The sequence below is a fragment of the Photorhabdus kayaii genome (assembly GCF_025384895.1).
Classification (GTDB): Bacteria; Pseudomonadota; Gammaproteobacteria; order Enterobacterales; family Enterobacteriaceae; genus Photorhabdus; species Photorhabdus kayaii.
The window spans coordinates 13,232-32,781 of record NZ_JAJAFZ010000016.1 but is presented as its reverse complement, the minus strand read 5'-3'; the positions used below and the strand labels follow the sequence as shown (position 1 = coordinate 32,781).

At 37.2% G+C, this 19,550-nt stretch carries 15 protein-coding genes and 2 pseudogenes; 5 read left to right on the top strand and 12 right to left on the bottom strand.

The window, feature by feature from the left end:
* Window positions 1–61: 61 nt before the first annotated feature.
* The 4 genes from secB to LGZ98_RS08385 are packed head-to-tail and all read left to right on the top strand — an operon-like array spanning window position 62 to window position 2,681.
* On the top strand, window positions 62–538 hold the full coding sequence (secB, locus tag LGZ98_RS08400) for a protein-export chaperone SecB (RefSeq protein ID WP_262977964.1): 477 nt from the start codon (window positions 62–64) through the stop codon (window positions 536–538).
* Window positions 538–1,560: an NAD(P)H-dependent glycerol-3-phosphate dehydrogenase gene (gene gpsA, locus LGZ98_RS08395; protein ID WP_262977963.1), complete on the top strand. Its 1,023-nt coding sequence runs from the start codon at window positions 538–540 to the stop codon at window positions 1,558–1,560. Before secB ends, gpsA begins: the two co-directional genes overlap by 1 nt.
* A gap of 44 nt (window positions 1,561–1,604) precedes the next feature.
* Window positions 1,605–2,426 carry a serine O-acetyltransferase gene (gene cysE, locus LGZ98_RS08390; protein WP_262977962.1) on the top strand — a complete coding sequence of 274 codons (822 nt, stop codon included), beginning with the start codon at window positions 1,605–1,607 and terminating at the stop codon, window positions 2,424–2,426.
* 51 nt (window positions 2,427–2,477) lie between these two features.
* On the top strand, window positions 2,478–2,681 hold the full coding sequence (locus LGZ98_RS08385; protein ID WP_146748073.1) for a hypothetical protein: 204 nt from the start codon (window positions 2,478–2,480) through the stop codon (window positions 2,679–2,681).
* On the opposite strand, the gene LGZ98_RS08380 is transcribed toward LGZ98_RS08385, so the two are convergent.
* The 5 genes from LGZ98_RS08380 to LGZ98_RS08360 form a co-directional block, all read right to left on the bottom strand.
* Complete coding sequence (locus LGZ98_RS08380; RefSeq protein WP_113041796.1) at window positions 2,651–3,349, bottom strand: class I SAM-dependent methyltransferase; 699 nt, start codon at window positions 3,347–3,349, stop codon at window positions 2,651–2,653. The two genes, LGZ98_RS08385 and LGZ98_RS08380, sit on opposite strands and share 31 nt — an antisense overlap.
* 489 nt (window positions 3,350–3,838) lie before the next feature.
* A complete protein-coding gene (gene trmL, locus LGZ98_RS08375) occupies window positions 3,839–4,327 on the bottom strand; it encodes a tRNA (uridine(34)/cytosine(34)/5-carboxymethylaminomethyluridine(34)-2'-O)-methyltransferase TrmL (RefSeq protein WP_262977961.1) in 489 nt (162 codons plus the stop codon).
* Between the two features lie 196 nt (window positions 4,328–4,523).
* Window positions 4,524–5,222, bottom strand: a complete 699-nt coding sequence (locus LGZ98_RS08370; protein WP_113041794.1) for a class I SAM-dependent methyltransferase — start codon at window positions 5,220–5,222, stop codon at window positions 4,524–4,526.
* A 573-nt stretch (window positions 5,223–5,795) separates the two neighbouring features.
* Entirely contained in the window at window positions 5,796–6,824 is a 1,029-nt protein-coding gene (gene galE / locus LGZ98_RS08365) for a UDP-glucose 4-epimerase GalE (RefSeq protein ID WP_262977960.1), read from the bottom strand.
* A gap of 195 nt (window positions 6,825–7,019) precedes the next feature.
* Window positions 7,020–8,333 (bottom strand): sulfatase-like hydrolase/transferase, encoded by a 1,314-nt coding sequence (locus LGZ98_RS08360; RefSeq protein ID WP_262977959.1) that lies wholly within the window; start codon window positions 8,331–8,333, stop codon window positions 7,020–7,022.
* A 395-nt stretch (window positions 8,334–8,728) separates the two neighbouring features.
* Here LGZ98_RS08360 and LGZ98_RS08355 point away from each other — a divergent pair.
* Window positions 8,729–9,587: pseudogene (locus tag LGZ98_RS08355) on the top strand (IS982 family transposase).
* A gap of 51 nt (window positions 9,588–9,638) precedes the next feature.
* On the opposite strand, the gene LGZ98_RS08350 reads toward LGZ98_RS08355, so the two are convergent.
* From LGZ98_RS08350 to LGZ98_RS08320, 7 genes and pseudogenes are all read right to left on the bottom strand, one after another.
* Window positions 9,639–11,663 (bottom strand): hypothetical protein, encoded by a 2,025-nt coding sequence (locus tag LGZ98_RS08350; protein WP_262977958.1) that lies wholly within the window; start codon window positions 11,661–11,663, stop codon window positions 9,639–9,641.
* 6 nt (window positions 11,664–11,669) lie between these two features.
* A complete protein-coding gene (locus LGZ98_RS08345) occupies window positions 11,670–12,860 on the bottom strand; it encodes a rhamnosyltransferase WsaF family glycosyltransferase (protein WP_262977957.1) in 1,191 nt (396 codons plus the stop codon).
* A gap of 21 nt (window positions 12,861–12,881) precedes the next feature.
* Window positions 12,882–14,888: a hypothetical protein gene (locus LGZ98_RS08340; RefSeq protein ID WP_262977956.1), complete on the bottom strand. Its 2,007-nt coding sequence runs from the start codon at window positions 14,886–14,888 to the stop codon at window positions 12,882–12,884.
* A gap of 4 nt (window positions 14,889–14,892) precedes the next feature.
* Complete coding sequence (locus tag LGZ98_RS08335; RefSeq protein WP_262977955.1) at window positions 14,893–16,302, bottom strand: ABC transporter ATP-binding protein; 1,410 nt, start codon at window positions 16,300–16,302, stop codon at window positions 14,893–14,895.
* Complete coding sequence (locus LGZ98_RS08330; RefSeq protein WP_262977954.1) at window positions 16,292–17,116, bottom strand: ABC transporter permease; 825 nt, start codon at window positions 17,114–17,116, stop codon at window positions 16,292–16,294. The genes LGZ98_RS08335 and LGZ98_RS08330 overlap by 11 nt, the downstream gene beginning before the upstream one ends.
* The gene (locus LGZ98_RS08325; RefSeq protein WP_262977953.1) at window positions 17,110–18,414 is read right to left on the bottom strand and encodes a glycosyltransferase family 4 protein; all 1,305 of its coding nucleotides are present in this window, start codon (window positions 18,412–18,414) and stop codon (window positions 17,110–17,112) included. The genes LGZ98_RS08330 and LGZ98_RS08325 overlap by 7 nt, the downstream gene beginning before the upstream one ends.
* Window positions 18,415–18,706: 292 nt before the next feature.
* Window positions 18,707–19,472 (bottom strand): annotated as a pseudogene (locus tag LGZ98_RS08320) (IS5 family transposase).
* Window positions 19,473–19,550 lie beyond the last annotated feature (78 nt).

Here is a 19,550-nt window from a genome sequence, read left to right as displayed (position 1 = left end):
GGCGTGAATGGCGACATTCACATGAAAAATTTAATAAGGACATCTAAAGGTAACAATTATTATGTCAGAACAAAGCAATACAGAAATGGCTTTCCAGATCCAACGTATCTACACCAAAGATATCTCTTTTGAAGCACCGAACGCACCGCAAGTGTTTCAGCAGGAATGGCAGCCGGAAGTAAAACTGGATCTGGATACCGCTTCCAGTGAGTTGGCTCAAGGGGTTTATGAAGTTGTTCTGCGTGTGACTGTGACCGCGGCTTTGGGAGAAGAGACGGCATTCCTGTGTGAAGTACAGCAAGGGGGTATTTTCTCTATTGACGGTATTGAAGGAACTCAGTTAGCTCACTGCTTGGGAGCATATTGTCCGAATATCCTGTTCCCATATGCTCGTGAGTGCATCACTAGCTTGGTCAGCCGTGGTACCTTCCCACAGTTGAATCTGGCTCCAGTAAACTTTGACGCCCTATTCATGAACTACTTGCAACAGCAGGCAGAACAGTCTCCGGGTGGTGAACAAACTGAACAGGAAGCTTAATGAATAGTACTGTTTCTATGACAGTGATTGGTGCCGGCTCATACGGCACCTCATTAGCCATTACGCTGGCTCGTAATGGTCATAATGTTGTACTTTGGGGGCATAATCCAGAGCATGTTGGGGCATTGCAACGGGCGCGTTGTAATCAAAAATTTCTGCCGGATGTTTCCTTTCCTGATAGTTTATTGCTTGAAACGGACCTAATAAAAGCACTAACAGCGAGTCGCGATATTCTTGTTGTGGTACCTAGTCATGTGTTTGGTGAAGTGTTAAAGCAGATAAAACCACATCTACGGCCTGATTCACGTATCGTATGGGCAACTAAAGGCTTGGAAGCGGATACCGGTCGGTTATTGCAGGATGTGGCCCGTGAGATATTAGGCAATGAAATACCGCTAGCGGTGCTCTCTGGGCCAACATTTGCTAAAGAGTTAGCGGCTGGTTTGCCTACCGCGATTGCTATTTCCGCGACGGAATCTGCTTTTGGCGATGGACTTCAACAATTATTCCACTGTGGCAAAAGCTTCCGGGTTTATAAAAATCCTGATTTTATTGGTGTTCAACTCGGTGGTGCCGTAAAAAACGTGATCGCCATTGGCGCGGGAATATCTGATGGCATGGGATTTGGTGCTAATGCTCGTACCGCATTGATTACGCGTGGATTGGCGGAAATGAGTCGCCTTGGTGCAGCGCTTGGTGCTGATCCTTCTACCTTTATGGGCATGGCGGGATTGGGCGATTTGGTCTTAACTTGTACTGATAACCAATCACGTAACCGTCGTTTTGGCATGATGTTGGGGCAGGGAATTAGCGTCGAAGAAGCCCAGGATCAGATTGGACAGGTTGTTGAAGGTTATCGCAATACCAAAGAAGTACGTGCATTGGCTAATCGTGCCAATGTAGAAATGCCGATTGCAGAACAAATCTATCAGATACTCTATTGCAATAAAAATGTGCAAGAAGCTGCTCAGGCATTATTAGGAAGAGCCAGAAAGGACGAGAGCGATAATGTACGCTCTTAAATAAAAATCTAATGAGATAGGTTCTAAATGTGAGAGTAAAAAATATGTCGCTAGAAGAATTGGACGAAGTTTGGAAGAACATAAAAACAGAAGCGAGAGCACTGGCTGAATGTGAACCGATGTTGGCCAGTTTTTTTCATGCAACATTGCTCAAGCATGAAAATCTTGGTAGTGCTTTAAGTTATATGTTGGCTAATAAGCTGGCTACGCCGATTATGCCGGCTATTGCTGTTAGAGAGATCGTAGAAGAGGCTTATAACTCAGATCAAAAGATGATTGTCTCTGCTGCCCGCGACATCATAGCGGTACGTTTACGTGATCCCGCTGTAGATAAATACTCAACTCCCTTGCTTTACCTCAAAGGGTTTCATGCCTTACAAGCCTATCGTATTGCCCATTGGATCTGGGGAGAAGGACGTAAAGCATTGGCTATTTATCTACAAAACCAAATCTCGATGTCTTTTGGCGTTGATATTCATCCGGCAGCAAAGATTGGCTGTGGCATTATGCTTGACCATGCTACAGGCATTGTAATTGGTGAAACGGCGGTAGTGGAAAATGACGTTTCTATCCTGCAATCCGTTACCCTTGGTGGTACGGGTAAAACCGGGGGTGATCGTCATCCGAAAGTCAGGGAAGGGGTGATGATTGGCGCAGGTTCGAAAATATTGGGTAATATTGAAATTGGTCGTGGGGCCAAAATTGGCGCAGGTTCAGTTGTCCTTTGCTCTGTTCCACCACATACAACAGCCGCCGGCGTGCCTGCCCGTATTGTTGGTAAACCTGAAAGCGAAAAGCCATCATTGGATATGAACCAACACTTTAATGGTATCAATCATGGCTTTGAGTATGGGGATGGGATTTAATTTATCGAAATCTGGATAATTAGTAATCACTATCATATTTTCACATGCTGAATGTGGAAATATGATCTGGCATGCTTAACTTGTGAAATCTTCTATACCCTATGGATTTCAAGATGCATCGCGGCGGCAAGGGAGCGAATCCCCGGGAGCATAGATAACTATGTGACTGGGGTGAGTGAGTGCAGCCAACAAGGAGGCAACTTGAAAGATGACGGGTATATAAATTATTTTTTTGCCACACCTATTATAATATAGTGCCAATGCTTAGGAATGACTTTATTTAGAACTTTATTATCTAACACCCCTAAAAATTTTCTTTGAAATTCATTCCTACCAAGCGTAGCAAGGAAGCCTAATGTTGTATAATTAACATTTGAAAATACTGACAGATAATCTGTCATTTCATTGACGGTAACATAGCCCCAAGTATTTCCCCAATTAACATAATTTTTCCTGAGAAATTTATGCAATGGTGATGCAACCAGATTTTCTGCAAACCAAAGTTCACCTCCTTCTTTTAATGAATGAAAGATTTGATTAATAGCCTCTTTTTGTGCTGTTTTATTGAAATTATAACCGACAGCACCTAATACTGATTTAAACATAACAATATCAAAATGGTTCTTATATTTAATATCCGATGCACTCAATTTTTCATATTGAATGTTATCTTCTATATTATAACGCTTATGTTTCTCCAGTGTCTTTGGTGTAGGGCCATTTAGATCGGTACATAGGACATTTGCACCATTTAATGCAGCCCACAACGATAGCCCACCATTTTCACTGCCTATTTCTAGAATATTAGCTGATTTTAATTCTAAGCTAGAATTATCTTGCCAATATTTTAATGCATGGCTCCAATTATATATGTCCCATTCTATGACATCTTGGAGAAATTCTTTTGAAATTTTTGCTTTCATAGTGTAACCAATATATATCAATGAAAATGAGTTGATTTAATGCTAACTTTGTTAAATTATTATGATCTAAATAGTTTTATCAAATAGTAGATCATTTGAGGGAATCAACCCTGATTAAGTTATCTGAATCAATTTTCAAAGAGAAAAAATCCCTCAATAGGGTTATTCTATACTAATCATAGCACCTACACCCCGTAATAAACGATGATTTAGCGCAAAAACTTGTTCAGAAAAACCCAGGATAAAAGCTACGTCTAATATCTTCCTATTTTCCTCTACCCATGCTTTTTTATTTTACGTACCACACTTCATCCGAGAACATGACAAAAATGGGTGCTTGGCTCATTGTGAATCTGATGTAGAGTAGAAAACTATTCTTCACCAGACCCACATAAAGAAGAAAAAATTGCCGCGATACGATAAATAAATAACACGTTGGGCTATTGTAAGAAAGTGTAGCGATATTAGTCACGCTTATTAAATGACACACTAATTTTTTATGATAGCGTCCTGATAATCTAATTGTCGCCAGGCTTCGAAAACGACAACAGCGACTGAATTGGAAAGATTCATACTGCGGCTGTTTGCTAGCATTGGGATACGAATTTTTTGTTGTGGCGGCATATTATCCAGTACGTAAGGCGGTAGCCCTCTGGTTTCCGGCCCGAACATTAAATAATCTCCTGCTTGATAACTTACCGCACTATGTGCCGGAGTTCCTTTTGTTGTGAGAGCAAACAAACGGGCAGAAGACTCTCCTGTTAATCCTTCATTCTCTAAAAAAGCCAAATAATCATGATGTTGTTTAACATTGGCAAACTCATGATAATCCAGCCCGGCTCGACGTAGCCTTTTATCATCCCAGGTAAAACCCAAGGGTTGAATCAAATGCAATTGGAAACCGGTATTGGCACAAAGGCGAATAATATTACCGGTATTAGGTGGGATTTCAGGTTCAAATAAGACGATGTTTAGCATATACCCCCCAGAAACAAGGGGCACAGATTAGCAGAAATCGGGAGGGGATGCAGGGGGATCTTCATCGATATTCTTATTTATCTGTTGGAAGATCTTTTCCTGTAGAGGTACTCGATTGTATTGTCAGTAAAATTAAAAGTGAAAAAACATCACTGGATATAATCTAACAGACTAAATTCTTTAGAGATTATCTGGATTATTTTTTTGCCACACCGATGATAATATAGTGCCAATGTTTAGGAACGACTTTATTTAGAACTTTATTATCTAACATCCCTAAAAAATTTCTTTGAGATTCATTCCTGCCAAACGTAGCAAGGAAGCCTAATGTTGTATAATTAACATTTGAAAATGCTGATAGATACTCAGTCATTTCGTTGACAGTAACATAGCCCCAAGCATTCCCCCAATTAACATAATTTCTTCTGAGAAATTTATGCAATGGCGACGCAACCAAATTTTCTGCAAACCAAAATTCACCTCCCTCTTTTAATGAATGGAAAATCTGATTAATCGCCTTTTTTTGTGCTGATTTATTTGAATTATACCCAATACCACCTAATACTGATTTAAACATAACAATATCAAAATGGTTTCTATATTTAATATCTAATGCACTTAATTTACCATATCGGATTCTATTTTCTATATTATAACGCTTATGTTTCTCCTGTGCTTTTGAAGTAGGGCCATTTAAATCCGTACATAAAACATTACCTCCATTTAATGCTGCCCACAGTGATAATCCACCATTTCGGCTTCCTAGTTCTAGAATATTAGCTGACTTTAATTCTAGGTTAGAATGGTCCTGCCAATATTTTAAGGCATGACCCCAATTACATATATCCCATTCTATTACATCATTGAGAAGTTCTGTTGAGTTTTCTGTTTTCATAAAATGACCAATAGGTTAATTATTATGATCTAGTGATAGATTATTTTTTAATGACGGTATTCTAGCAAAAGATTACGGGAGGGTTTGTTTAGCAAGAATTTTAGGTAGATAGGCTGTATTCATCGTTGTTTTCGTGTCGGTTCTGCCTTAAATATTTTGTGTTATTCAGTACATTCATCGCAATATGTTTTATCCGAGATAGCAATTTCCCTGAGTTACCGCACTGAATTGGGAGCGCCTGACGGTTTTTCCATCTGTGGTACCCCCTAAGCTTTTCATCAGTTCACGGAAAATATTTATCCATTCAATGAAACATTTTTGAGACTGTTTGACGCTGATACAGCTAACTACATGGACTATGGAGTTATGAGTTAGAATATCCTGTTCAAATTCACTATATTTCACTATCCTTGATGCTCAACATCAAAATCTTCAATTTTTCCCCAGTCTTTGGCACCAGCAATTACGGCACTGATTGTTAACGGCAGAATATCTGTCAGCTTATAATTGTTTGCTGTTCTGACTAGGATTGTGAGTAACCGAGTGGTTGCTAAGTCAATCGTAAAAAGGCTTTTAGTATTCTTTCTCTGAACGAAAACCATGAGGATTATTTTTCTGCCAATTCCAACTATCACGCATCATAGCGTCAATATTGCGTGTCGCTTGCCAGCCAAGGATATTGAGAGCTTTGGACGGATCAGACCAACACTCAGCAATATCTCCAGGGCGTCTATTTGTGATTTTATGTGGAATCTCTTTACCTGCTGCCTTTTCAAAAGCATGAAGTAAATCAAATACAGAATAACCAGCGCCTGTTCCTAAATTGAAAACTTCATAAGATTGTTGTTTATCCAGATAATCAATGGCGGCAATATGGCCTTCAGCCAAATCCATTACGTGAATATAATCACGAACACCGGTACCGTCTTTGGTTGGATAATCGTTGCCATAAACTGATAAACATTCCAGACGACCAATAGCAACTTGAGTGATATAAGGCAACAGATTATTGGGAATACCGTTAGGGTCTTCACCAATTATACCTGATGGGTGTGCACCAACAGGATTGAAATATCTCAGGCTGGTGATTTTGAAATTTGGCTCGGCTGCGGCAAAATCTTTTAGAATTTGCTCAACCATCAGTTTTGATGTGCCATAAGGGTTAGTGGTGCTGCCTACTTTGGCATTTTCAGTAAGCGGTACAAATTCAGGATCACCATAAACCGTTGCGGATGAACTGAAAATCAATTGATACACATCGTTGGCACGCATAGCCTGCAATAGAACTAGGGTGCCAGTAACATTGTTCTGATAATATTCAAGAGGCTTTCTGGTAGATTCACCAACCGCTTTTAATCCGGCAAAATGAATTACAGTGTCTATTTTGTTTTCTTGGAAAACTGTATTAAGTAAATTTAGATCAAGTACATCGCCTTGATAGAACTTCACTGATTTGCCTGTGAGTTTTTCAACTCGGTGAAGAGATTCTGGTGATGAATTGCAAAGATTATCGATAACAACAACATCAGCTCCTTTTTCTAGAAGCGCTAATACTGTGTGTGAGCCGATGTAGCCGGCTCCGCCGGTGATTAGGATTGGCATTTGAATATCCTTTGTACTTATATTAGTTTATTCGTTTTTTGAATTTATGCTAATTAAGACCAGTCTAATGTTGCTTTTTATCATTCCAGATTGAATCCGGTGTAATTGAAAACCAGCAATATAAAAATAAATTAATAGCACATAATCAGAAACGAGAGTGTAGACTCAGTAAAAATCAAGGGGATTCTAGAAGACTTATTGAGAGATGCTTTTCCTTTCTGGTGCACCACCAAAAAATCCATAGACATTTCCATAAACAAAAGAGTCTACAGATACAGGAGAACCCATTAAACTTATTATGTCATCGTCACTATATCCAGCAAAATCCATTAAGAAGAATGGAATATCATAATGACTATTTTTTCCCCTGTGTAATATTTGTTTAATCATAGGGCTAAAGTCATCTTCTTTGTACTGGCCAAAAATAAATAATGGCACTTCTCCTTCTGTTTTCATCGGATTAGTAGTTGTACAGTGTGTCATTTTTTCATTTAGTTTCTCAAAATCTTGACCATGATCGGATGTATATATGAAGATAGTATCTTTTTTATTTTTGTTTAATGACTCAAAAAACAAATTTGTATTATGGAAAACTAGATTCTTATATGAATTTATTATGTTTTCTTTAGATTCAAATTTAATATTACTGCTATTCATATTTGGTAAAAATATTTTTTTTATTCCATCATTTAGATAAGGAAAATGGGCACCTTTTTTTATAATTAATATGAAATTTTTTTCTTTATTTTTAATGATTTCGTTTGCTAGTTTTGCAATTTCTATATCGTCTTTCTTAAATGATGACTTGATTACATTAACTTTACCATTTTCTAATTCTTTTGAGGTGAAGAAATTATGGCCATTGCCATCTAATTGTGCGTCAATTAATATATTTTTGTATCCTGCTTTATTCATTACATCCCAAATATATACATTTGATTTTATGTCAAAGACTTCATGTTTATATCTTGACATTTTTCTAATTAAAATATTAGTGTATTGGCTACAATTGGCATAGGAAGAAGCTTTACCAAGGTTAAGTAATTTATGGATTTTAAATAAGTATGGAGTGGTTCCTGTATTATTGTTTATATCTATAAAGTCATATCTTATTGATTCATCAATAATTAATATTATGTTTTTAAATTTATCTTTAGGTATGTGTTTTAATAATAAATGCCTATTATATATATTGTGATCTAGATTTTTATCTAAATATAAGTCTATATAATAAGCTGGAATAATTGCAGATGGTGGCATGCCTTCAGCACCTTGCCCTGTTTTTTTATAAAATATAATTCCAGATATCAATAATATTGAAATTAATATTGTTGATATTCCTAAAGCAGCTGCCTTTAGTCCTATTTTTTGGTTTGGAAATATAAATAGGGATATAATTAGGGGGATATGTAATATAAAAGATGAGGTTATCACATCTCTATAGGTAATGAATGCTTCTTTAAGCATAGATATTGAAGATGATAATGAATAAAAATCGAAGTAAGACATCATAGTTCCTGATGCCTTGTAATATGAAGTGTAAGCGATAGATAATATTATAAGGATAACTATAGTTAGTATCTTAAATTTATTTTTATATAAAGATGTTAAATATATCCCTATTATAAAAAATAGATTTATTATAATAATAATTGCCACCGTTAACATTGTTTCTATAATTGGACCGGGCCGGGTAAGAACAAATAAGATCTTCCTAAATAGGTAGGGATTTATAAATAAAAATGATATTGTTATTAAGGTAAATTTAATAAATAATCTCGATTCTCTACTCAATAGTTTCATAATTTAATAAACTTGAATTCTGGATAAGAAATTGACGTGAAGCCTGTTCCAGGAGCAATATTTTTGTGAACGCCGAAAACAGCTCTGGGGAGGAACAGGCTATGAACAACTTAGTTGAAATTTTCTGTGATGTCGACGATTTTTGCCGTTTTTTCATCCCGCAATGGGAGCAGTTTTGCCTCAATAACGGATACCGCCTGCGCCGCCGACAAGGTCACATGTATCCCAGTGAAATCATGACCATTTTGATCTCCTTTCACCTGTCACATTATCGTCATTTTAAAGCCTTCTATTTGGAATGCCTTTGGAAATATCACCACAACGATTTTCCCACCCTACTCAGTTATACCTGTTTTGTCAGTGTCGCACCACTATGCAGTTATCTGACTCAATTAAAAGGGAAACCCACAGGAATTGCTTTTATTGATTCCACTAGTTTGCGTGTTTGTCATAACATCCGTATTCCCCGTCATAAGGGTTTTGAGGGGATAGTAAAACGAGGAAAAACCTCAATGGGGTGGTTTTACGGTTTCAAATTACATTTGGTTGTTAACCATCAGGGCGAAATTCTGGCGCTTAAAGTTACCACCGGTAATGTGGATGATCGGGAACTTGTTCGCGAATTAACAACAGAATTAACGGGGACTCTTTACGCCGACAAGGAGTATCTCAGTCAGGAGCTCGCTGACGATTTAGCCAAAACCAGTGTCACTTTCATCACGAAAAAGCGCCGAAACATGAAAGCGTGTATGCAAGCTGAGTAGGATAAGATAATGTTATTAAAGCATTTTATCATCGAAACAATTAAAAACAATTTCTCAAATAGAACATTCGCGCCACCGAAGTATAAAAGGATTTATGTTGAACGTCTTAGGCGGTTTGATTGCTTACTACCTTAAATGGAAGAAGCCATCACTGAAAGTTTTCTACTCAGAAGAAGATTTCCCAGTGAAGGCTTAAACGGAATTCGAGTTATTTATAGGAATGGGGTTTTGATATGAAAAATGAATGTTAGCGATAAAATTTTCTCTTATACAACACTGCAAGATCGATAGTTAGAGCTAAGACTTGTTTATGCAACCATGAAAGATTGTCACGATTACGGATACCGTCGCTCCATTGGTTAGCCTTTATAAAACTAATCAGATTTTTCCTGTGACTTGGATTCCATAAGGAACTGAATATCTCACGTAGTGATGGTACATGGCTTTTCTTTATATAACCACCAGCGCCAAAAGTTTCATTATGATTCAAGTTATTAAATGCGACTGTAAGTGACTTATTACTGCCGCTAATAAGAATGTCCCAGACCTTCAGCGCGTAGTTACGAAGATTATGGTGAGTAAGACCATAGCTTAATATTGCAGATGAAAATGATTCCATTCCGCACAGAACTCCTTCCTGAAAGGTTTTGGTAAAGTTATGCCATGCGTCATTTTCATCGCTGTTAACATTGCGGATGGCAATCATTTTTCCATCTTGTTCTTCATATCCTGTTACGCTGCCGGAAGGGGAGTTGGTTATCATCTCAATTGGTACTATAGAATCAAGAAAATGAGGATATTCAATTTTCTGATTCAAATCTGGCCCAAATGCTACTTTCGAAGTATTTTGCGGTTGCTCGTTAAGGAATTTCTGTAATCCCAGATAGATACCAGTAAAATGAATATTTGGGAACAACAATGCAATGTTATCGTGAATTGTACCGCGCCAACCAACATCAACTACGCAGACATTTTTTGGGGTATCATCGTTGATACCTTTCGTCTTAAAGTAACGCTTCAAAAGGTCTCGTTGGTAAAGAACATGCTGCCATAGCTCTTCTTTAAATGCAGTGTCATCGAAAAGCTGTTGGATGCGACTATCCTGCCATGGATACTCGATTTGTTCATCATCGGTAATCCCGTATTTTTTAATGAAAGATAGGAACTCATTAATGTCAACATTCAAAGTTTTAAATAATGCGGCAATGGATTGCGTACTATATAAATTCCAGATTCGCATCATTTCTTTAAGGCTTACCTCTTGGAGGGAGGGTGAGAAAGTTGCCAGACGGCTAACTTCTAGAATATCGACTTCAGGTAGTTTGATATCTGGTATATTTAGCTTTAAATGTTCAATGAATATATTAAACGCTTTAATAAAGAACTCGCCTTCTCGAGTGAAGAAAAATATTTTCTCACTCTGTGAATGAATAGCCTGCTCTAAAATTTTAAGGCAAAAGCCAGCAATAAGTGGAGTGTTTTTTATACCCAACAGGAAATCGTTATGAACAATTGACTTTTTTGATGATTTATTTATAGCAATGTCAATAACTGTATCAATTAGTGTATCTGTGTTGTGCCAGAGAGACTCTTTGAACTCTCTCTGTCGATGTTCTTCAGTAGGAAGATAACGAACGGCATTTATACCTTTAGAAGTAGGCATTTTTAGGTCTGACCACTCATTATCGCCAACATGAACCCAGTCAGTAGGAGCGATGTGGTATTTCTGCAGTACGAAATCAAAAAGCTTCCCACTGCGCTTATTAAGTTTAACATCGACTGATGATATTCCATCGGAAATAACGGAAGAGTCAATACCTACGCTGAGAATTAGCTTTTTGAGATCATCCGCTGAGGTATAAAAATCGGAAAAAAATAAAGTCGTCTCAGCAGGGTATCCGTTTAAAAACTCTTTGATTCCAGGGTCAAGATAGATGGATTTTTTCTCTTGCTCAATTTCCCATTCGTATAATTCATGAGAAATTACAATAGTGTTATATAAAGATGGGGAGATAAAACTCTCTACCCACTGAAGCAGAACATCCTGGATGAGATACTCATCATCAAAGCCTAGTTCTTTATTTTTCAAGCCAATGGCATGTTCTGTTTGTATACGCTTATCAAATAAAGACTCAATAGAATCAACTTCGTGGAGTCTATAGTATTTTATATAGAAATAATATGCCGTTGAACGCTTGATAAAATCAGGATGGCATTTGCGGCGTAGGATTGTATCCCATACATCAACGGTTTTGAGTTTAAAATTGTTCATCGTGAATTATTTCTTCAATTTAAAATAAATTGCTTGCAGTAGAGTACGAATAAACAGAGGTAAGCGCAAGGCGATTCTTTTAAGTAGGCTTTGATGTGAAAATGTCAATTTATTTGCTATATCAGATCTTATAATTGGTGCTTCAAACGCTGGGCTAAGGTATGAGCGGGCAATGATTTCCGCAGGAGGTATTTGTTCATTCATTACGGCATTAAATGCTGCATAAAATCCCTCTGTTTCAGCTTCCAGGGAGCGGCCATTCATAAATGCCTGACCCGCCTTACTCATTTTATCTGATAATTCTTGGTCATTTAGAACTTTCATGACCCCTGCGGCAATGCTTTCCGGTGTTTGTTTGCATAAAAGCATTGCGTCTTCACTGAAGTCATAAAGATTGTTTTCGCGCCATACTTCAATTACAGGAAGGCCAGCATTCATCATCTCGAATGGAATGCGAGAAGGATTGGAAGAGCTGATGCAAAGGCCAGCTGAACATTTGTTATACAATTCATTGCATTTATTCAGGTCTAATAGCCCTAGATGTTCATGTTCGAACCATAAGTTATCTTTAATAGATGAACCATATAGATAAATTTTTACATCAGGCATGCAGTGTTTAACTATCCCCAATGCTTCAATACCAATTCGTGAACAACGCCTTGGTTTATCGGGTTGGTAAATAAAGCAAACTGCTTTTTCTTTCTTAATTGTAGGCATATGTTTATAAATGTTAGTATTTGCACCAAATTCAAAGTGATAGCTCTCGACAGAGAAATCATTCTTCAATTTATGACGTAACCATCGGCCAATTGTTATTGGCGTTAATCCATAACAATACGAGTTTTCGGCCATTAAAAAAGCATCTCCGACAGGATTGAAGTATGCTTCAAAATCTTGAACGAAATAAAAACGCTTACAGTCAAAAGGAAGTGCTGCTACAAAGGATGCTGAATACCAGATTGTGGCTACTGCTGCGTCACAAGGTTGAGCATTATTCCAGTCATATATTACATTTGTGAACTGTAAACCGAAAAGTTTATTTATTACTTCACTACCGCTTACCTTCTCACTTTTATCTTCAAGATAAATAGTACAGTTATGCCCCATTTTTTCAAGATGAGCCGCATGCTGTAACATAGTACGGTGACCGCCGGAGCCTTCAATGAGTTGAGGAATAAACCATGCAATATTAGCCATTGTAACCTTTAAGTTTGCTATTTATTTTATGTTTAGTTTGCGTAGAAAAATTCCAATAAGTGGAATATCATTTATTTTACGCAAAACAGATTCTGCTCTTTCGAGCTTTGTTGCGAGTATGCTTAGGTATTGATCATTATTTTTATTAAGATTAGAAAGTTCTTGGATCAGAGCGTCTTTCTCTGCAATGATCTGGTCTTTTTTTACATTAATTTCTAAAAAATCATTAATTCTAGTATCTCGTTCACTAATTAGTTGACTTTGATGGTTAATTTTATTATTGAGTTGGTCAATTAAATCTTTTTGAGCATAAATGACCTCATCTCGTTCGCCGATCATTTTCGACATACTATTAATAGCATTCATTCTCTCATGCAATAAAGATGACCACGTATTATTATTATCATGATTGGCAATGCTGAATTTTTTTGAAGAGAGAGAATTTCTGACGTTGATGAGTTTAATTATCCAGTCAATAATGTCATGGTATATATACATAACAAAATTGAATGGATGCGAAATTTTTCCAATTAACTCATCCGGTCTTTGGTAAAGTAACTCGATTCCTCTTTTTATGCCTTTCACGACAGTCATCTCGGCATAATTAATTTTATTCAAGGAAATAAATATTATGGTTTGAAAATACAGGCTTTGTAATGTTTTTGTTCCGATAGAAGGGCTGAATTCTGTGAAACTGACATTTGAAGCTCTGGAAAAGTGAACTAGTGCTTTTGTTTTTTCATTGTTTTTATTATAAATGAGACCAGCTAATGTTGACAGGGATATATACCATCTATTCTGGTGAGGTGTTCGTTCAGGTAAATTGGCAATGGTTGAGCAAAATAATAATATCTTATTTAGCACATCGTCGTAATCATTACCACTATTGAGAAGTTGGTATCCTAATACAGCCAATGCCGCGGCATAGTCGGGGCTAACTGGATCATAATGGTTGATTATTTGTAAGCTGTAGTTTTTTAGGTGATAAGCAGAGCGATTTCTAAATGGAAATTCGACAAGCCCACGAATCAACCATGGATTATTGTAATCTCTGGCAAATGCCAAAAGATTTTGAGGAGGGGATGCGTAGCCATAGATACTTTCTTCATAGGAAAAAACCGTTTGTTCTAACGGATTTCTCATCAAAACACATAACTCTGGCTCACAAAGAATTTGCTCCCCATGGTACGTATGGCTTCTTAGGTAGTTATGCTCATAGTAGTAGTAAACCTCTAGCTGAAAATTGAGCAAATTTAGCGAATTAAGAACTACCATGTTCGTATTAAAGAATACACATCGCCCGGCAGGTAATAGATAATGAACAAGCAGAGAATTTATATCAGATATATTCTTGTCTTCGTAATCATCAACAACAATAAAATGGTATCCATTTATTGCTCCTGCGGAATGCTTTACATTCATTAACGAAAAAGCATCAACTTTGGATGCTTTTGTCTCTTCTAGTAGAATTTTATCAATTCCATTGTTTGACTCAGAAATAACAAGAATTCGATCCCCTGGGCGCACATACTCAAGGATTTTGGTTATTTTTTTCAGTGTGATAGTACTGATTTGTCCCTCATGATTAACCTGGTTTTTCAGTGAGCCATCATGTTTCTTTAGTAAAATTTGAAGGTGCCAATCGACATTAAATGAATCATCAAAATCATTATTTATGGAATAAAATGCAGTATCTTTTTGGTAATTCAACGAATATGCTAGTTTAATTAATTCAAAATAATGATGACTCTGTTCACTTGTTACCATCGTATCAATGGCTATTTTTTTTATGGATGACTGAGTTACTAAATTTAAAATCTGATGGTATTCATCGAACTTATTTATGTCATCATTAATTAAAAGATAATCAAACTTATTCTCAGACAGAAGCTGATCGAGTATCGAAAAATCATCACAGTGATATACCTTATATCCTTTCTCAGCAATCCGGAATCCTGATTGCTGAGAGTAATTGTACAGAAGATATACACCAGGCCCGAGATAATAAGTTATAGAAATATCTCTCATTAACTCACCATTCTGCTTTCATTTTGAGGTCTAATATTCCGCCAAAAAAGTATTCATCACGTAATACATTTACATGGAAGAAGGCCACTTCATCACGCCAATGTAGGATTCGTTGGGAAAAATAGTTTGGTGTTCCTTCATAGGAAACTGCAGCTTGGATCTCATACAAATTTGTTCCCAAAGAACAGTCAAACTCCATATCAACAAAAAAACGTTCTCCGGCTTTAAATTCACGCTCCCAAAATTGGGGACGGTTTAGCTGATGAAAGCGTATAAACATGTCTTGATTCAATGTACCCCAAGAATAAATTTTCACACCTTCTTTATTACGGATACGGATCCCAACATTGATGTGGTTTATATTTTTGTTTATTTTACAATTCACCCGAATTTTTATTTTGTCGCCGGGATTAAATGCATTACTGCGTTCACCTGAGGCATTGAATAATTCAACACTCTCAACCTCCGCCTCACCTTCACCAAAAGAAAGCTTATCAGTACGAGATTGTGATGGTTCTGCTTCAGTCACTTCTTCGGTTTGGGATGTCGTAGCCGATGATGTCGTACTTTTTGGTTCCAGATTTTCAGCCCTGGTAGCATCAGCGTGTTCAGCAACTTCTTGGGCTAATTTTGAGAAATATTTACTCTCTTCTTGATGCAGTAAACGACGATACTCAAGTAATACTTCGGAAGAAAGCCCTGTGCTTAGCTGTTGTCCACGATCAAGAAGAATAGCCTTATTTGTTAATGTCCTGACAGATTCTTGATCATGAGAGACGAAAAGAAGTGTCACACCATTACTGGTTAATTTTTCAATCTGTTGGAAGCATCGTTTTTGGAAGAGAGCATCACCCACAGCTAGGGCTTCATCAACGATCAGAATGTCCGGTTCGAGTTGTACTTGCACAGCAAAGGCGAGACGAACCATCATACCGCTTGAATAGGTTTTAACTGGTTGGTCAAGATGAACACCTATATCAGCGAAACCGGCAATAGCATCAAATTTATCATCAACTTCTGAGCGAGATAGTCCTAATACTGCGCCATTGAGATAAATGTTTTCTCTTCCTGTGAACTCGGGATTAAAACCCGAACCCAGTTCTAACAATGCGGCAATCCTACCCTGTGTTTGAATCGCCCCCGTTGTTGGAGTAAGAGTTCCAGTGATTAATTGAAGTAGGGTACTTTTTCCTGAGCCATTACGTCCAATGATACCAGCGGATTCGCCTTTATTTATTGTGAAATTAATATCATTAAGCGCCCAAAACTCGTTATAGTAACGATAAACAGGTTTTTCAGATATACGCTGAAACTTAGGCAGAAAGAACTGCTTGAGCCTATCTCTGGGGTTTGAGTAGATATTATAGCATTTACTAATGTTATTTACGCTAATGGCAATATTGTTAGATGACATCTGCAAATCCCTTTTTCGTTTTCTGGAAAAATGCAAATCCAGCGATACATACTACTAAGCCGACAACTATGTTGATTGCAAGCATGGTCCAGTTTGGTTCAGTTCCCCAGTAAACGACTTTCCTGGCTTCTTCAATCATAAATGCTAAAGGGTTCAGCATAACAATCTTTTGGAAGAGAGCAGGCAGCGCTGATATCGGATAAAAAACGGGAGATAAAAACATTAATATTGTCACTAAGATGCTGATTGTCTGAGGTACATCACGAATAAACACACCTAACGAAGCCAGTATCCAACTTAACCCTAATATTGAAAGCATTAAAGGGATTGTTATAATTGGCAATAACAGCACGGTGAAGTGTAGTTGGTGCTTAAATACCAATATGGCAATAAATAAGACTATTAAACTGATGAAAGCGTGAAATAAAGCAGCTAATAGATTCACTACAGGTAAAATTTCAATAGGGAATACAACTTTTTTCACGAAATTTACATTCGATGTGATTAAGCATGGTGCTCTATTTATGCATTCAGAAAAAAGATTAAAAACGATCAAACCTGTAAATAGAACTATCGCAAAATCTGTATGACCTGAGTCAGGACTATTTCCCCAGCGGGATTTAAAAATGATAGAAAATACAAATGTATAAACAGTCAGCATTAAGATTGGGTTAAATAACGACCATGCAAGGCCAAGGAACGAACCCTTGTAACGACCCATAATGTCTCTTTTTGACATTTGCCATATAAGATCATGCTTTTGTACAAGTGTTTTAAAAATGTTTATTAATGTTCCTATCATTATTTTTACCATTTTATTTTTCCAAGCAAACTGTTATAAACTTGCAATGTTTTATCAATGACTATTTCTTTGCTGAATCTTTTCTCTACAATATCTGTAGAACGGAAGCCAAATTCTTTTCTGATGCGACTATTCGTTTGAAGATATTTTATCTTTTCTGCAATTTTAGTAGCACTATGGTCCTGCAGTACGCAGCCATTAAAATTGTCGATTATAATGGCCTTACAGCCTGCGACATTGCCAACAATACAGCTTCGTCCCATAGCACAAGCTTCAATTATTATTCTCGGAACACCTTCGGAATATATTGTAGGTAAAATGACGATATGACAGTTTTTTATTAACTCCTGCACGTCATTTCTTCTTCCTAACCAAACTATTTTACCTTGTTCTTCCCATTCCAAAATTTGTTCGATTTTAATTCTGTCCGGATCTGAATCATCAAGAATACCGGCAACATTCAACGTAATGTTCTTTATGTTTTGTTGTTTTAATTTTTCTATCGCTTCAACAACTAAGCCAAGTCCTTTTGACCACAGTAAACGACTTGCGAATAATATTGAAAAGTTACCGTCATTCGGTTCTGGTTGATAACTGAAGCGCAATCGATCAACACCAGCACCTTCAATAACATGAACATTTTTCTTATTGAATTTAATATATTTGCTGAGCTCGTTATAATCCGCATTATGTTCAAAAATTACGTGGGCTGGACTATTATAGGAGAGCAGAAGACGATAAATAAATAGCACGGATTGATAAATAAAATTACCAATAATTCCTTTCTTGTCACCGAAAAGTCGTCCGAGCCCAACAAAACTGACAACGAAGGGAATACCGGAAAAACGTGTATATAATCCACCAAAAATAATAGGCTTGATAGTAATAAGGTGGATAATATCTGGATGTATTTGCTTACAAATTTTTCTAAATGATTTTAATATTGAAATATTTTTCAAAATATTTTTTGAAAAACGATTTAATTTCACATCCCAACAAATAATACCTTTATCTTCAAGATTTTTTTTTATTTTTTCGTCAGAAAAACAACTAATTAGATGAACTTCATAGCCCTGCTTGATGACTGCTTCTGACCTATCCAGCCAATGCAACTCAAAATACCAGGCTGCATTGACGAAATATACAATCCTCATACTATTCCTCAATAGCCAGTGAGAATTATCATCCACTGGCTTAACACAAGTAGGCACGCTATCACCCTTGGCTCTAGATACCAAAGTGTGAATGTACATATTGTAAGGAGTGCTGGTATTGATAATTGTAACAGCAGTTCCCCCATTGCTCGGCATGGAAATGCCTAACAAGGACCTAACAACCATGAAACAGAACTATCAGCCCATGGAAAGGTACAAAAATCGTACAATTATAAAAATACACATTCATTTCAGTAGGCAAACATATGAATGATATTTAGGTGTTCTTTACATTAATGGTAAATATCATACTGTTGAGAAAAATCTTTTATGCAACTGCTTTAATTTTTTAACTACTGGAAAACATAATTTATCAGCATTGTTGTCTCTTTTATGGGGCCTTGGATTCACTTTTCTACCTTCCGATACCTTTACCTCATGGTAGAGCCTATTCCAATAGGATTTTATTCCAAACAATGATTCCACAGGCAAAATGCAGCATAGCTTCATAATTTTCGATTTTCTTTTCCCAAGGGAGAAGTACTCGTATCCAACGGTGCGCTTTGAAATCCGTGCTCTATTTGCTGGCACTTGACTCTTCCTTACGCGACTGTGTGAAGTTCGTAGCGCTGACTTTGCTGGTAGCTTTTTAACCATTTGGTTTCATTGCCTTTACCTAGGCAGAGTCTGAGTCTTCTGCCTAGTCTACCCGCTTGAAGGGCGTCAAGGGTATCGGCAACCAATTTTATATCATGGGTATTTGCCGCTGTGACAACGAGTGGAAGGGGAAAGCCTCTTTCATCAGTCATTAAGTTGCGTTTTACTCTTTGTCCTCTCTGTCTGTGGGGATACGGCCTGTTTTTTGTCCCTATAACGGGGATTTGATTAGATAGTCATCCATTGATAACCATGAGCAGTCGATACCATCCAGATGCTCGCAAGCAAGCCGTTCTGCCAGAAGTGCTCAAAAACACCAGCATTACGCCACTTCTGAAGACGGCGGTGTGCAGAACTTGACGAACAAAATTGCTGTCGCACTCAGGGCAATTCCACTGGCAACCGTTTCTGATCGCAAAGAAAATGGCATTCATGGCAGCCCGATTATCAACGCGCTTACGGTGCGCATCCAAAGGGTGGTTAGTTTTATATTCGGAGATAAGCGGAACCACCTTTTCCCAGAGTTCATCACTAATTAGCCACTTGCTGTTTGCCATACAACACCGTCAGTTGTACATACTGATAATTCCTTTTGGGATAGGTTCTTAGTTCGTTAGTCAACATATTTGCTGTTT

Excerpts from the sequence above, each read along its gene's own strand:
- secB (WP_262977964.1), top strand. The coding sequence starts at position 62 with ATGTCAGAACAAAGCAATACAGAAATGGCTTTCCAGATCCAACGTATC.
- galE (WP_262977960.1), bottom strand. The coding sequence starts at position 6,824 with ATGCCAATCCTAATCACCGGCGGAGCCGGCTACATCGGCTCACACACA.
- LGZ98_RS08325 (WP_262977953.1), bottom strand. The coding sequence starts at position 18,414 with ATGCCGAGCAATGGGGGAACTGCTGTTACAATTATCAATACCAGCACT.
- LGZ98_RS08350 (WP_262977958.1), bottom strand. The coding sequence starts at position 11,663 with ATGAACAATTTTAAACTCAAAACCGTTGATGTATGGGATACAATCCTA.
- LGZ98_RS08380 (WP_113041796.1), bottom strand. The coding sequence starts at position 3,349 with ATGAAAGCAAAAATTTCAAAAGAATTTCTCCAAGATGTCATAGAATGG.
- LGZ98_RS08360 (WP_262977959.1), bottom strand. The coding sequence starts at position 8,333 with ATGTCTTACTTCGATTTTTATTCATTATCATCTTCAATATCTATGCTT.
- cysE (WP_262977962.1), top strand. The coding sequence starts at position 1,605 with ATGTCGCTAGAAGAATTGGACGAAGTTTGGAAGAACATAAAAACAGAA.
- LGZ98_RS08345 (WP_262977957.1), bottom strand. The coding sequence starts at position 12,860 with ATGGCTAATATTGCATGGTTTATTCCTCAACTCATTGAAGGCTCCGGC.
- LGZ98_RS08370 (WP_113041794.1), bottom strand. The coding sequence starts at position 5,222 with ATGAAAACAGAAAACTCAACAGAACTTCTCAATGATGTAATAGAATGG.
- gpsA (WP_262977963.1), top strand. The coding sequence starts at position 538 with ATGAATAGTACTGTTTCTATGACAGTGATTGGTGCCGGCTCATACGGC.
- LGZ98_RS08335 (WP_262977955.1), bottom strand. The coding sequence starts at position 16,302 with ATGTCATCTAACAATATTGCCATTAGCGTAAATAACATTAGTAAATGC.
- LGZ98_RS08340 (WP_262977956.1), bottom strand. The coding sequence starts at position 14,888 with ATGAGAGATATTTCTATAACTTATTATCTCGGGCCTGGTGTATATCTT.
- LGZ98_RS08330 (WP_262977954.1), bottom strand. The coding sequence starts at position 17,116 with ATGGTAAAAATAATGATAGGAACATTAATAAACATTTTTAAAACACTT.
- trmL (WP_262977961.1), bottom strand. The coding sequence starts at position 4,327 with ATGCTAAACATCGTCTTATTTGAACCTGAAATCCCACCTAATACCGGT.
- LGZ98_RS08385 (WP_146748073.1), top strand. The coding sequence starts at position 2,478 with ATGTGGAAATATGATCTGGCATGCTTAACTTGTGAAATCTTCTATACC.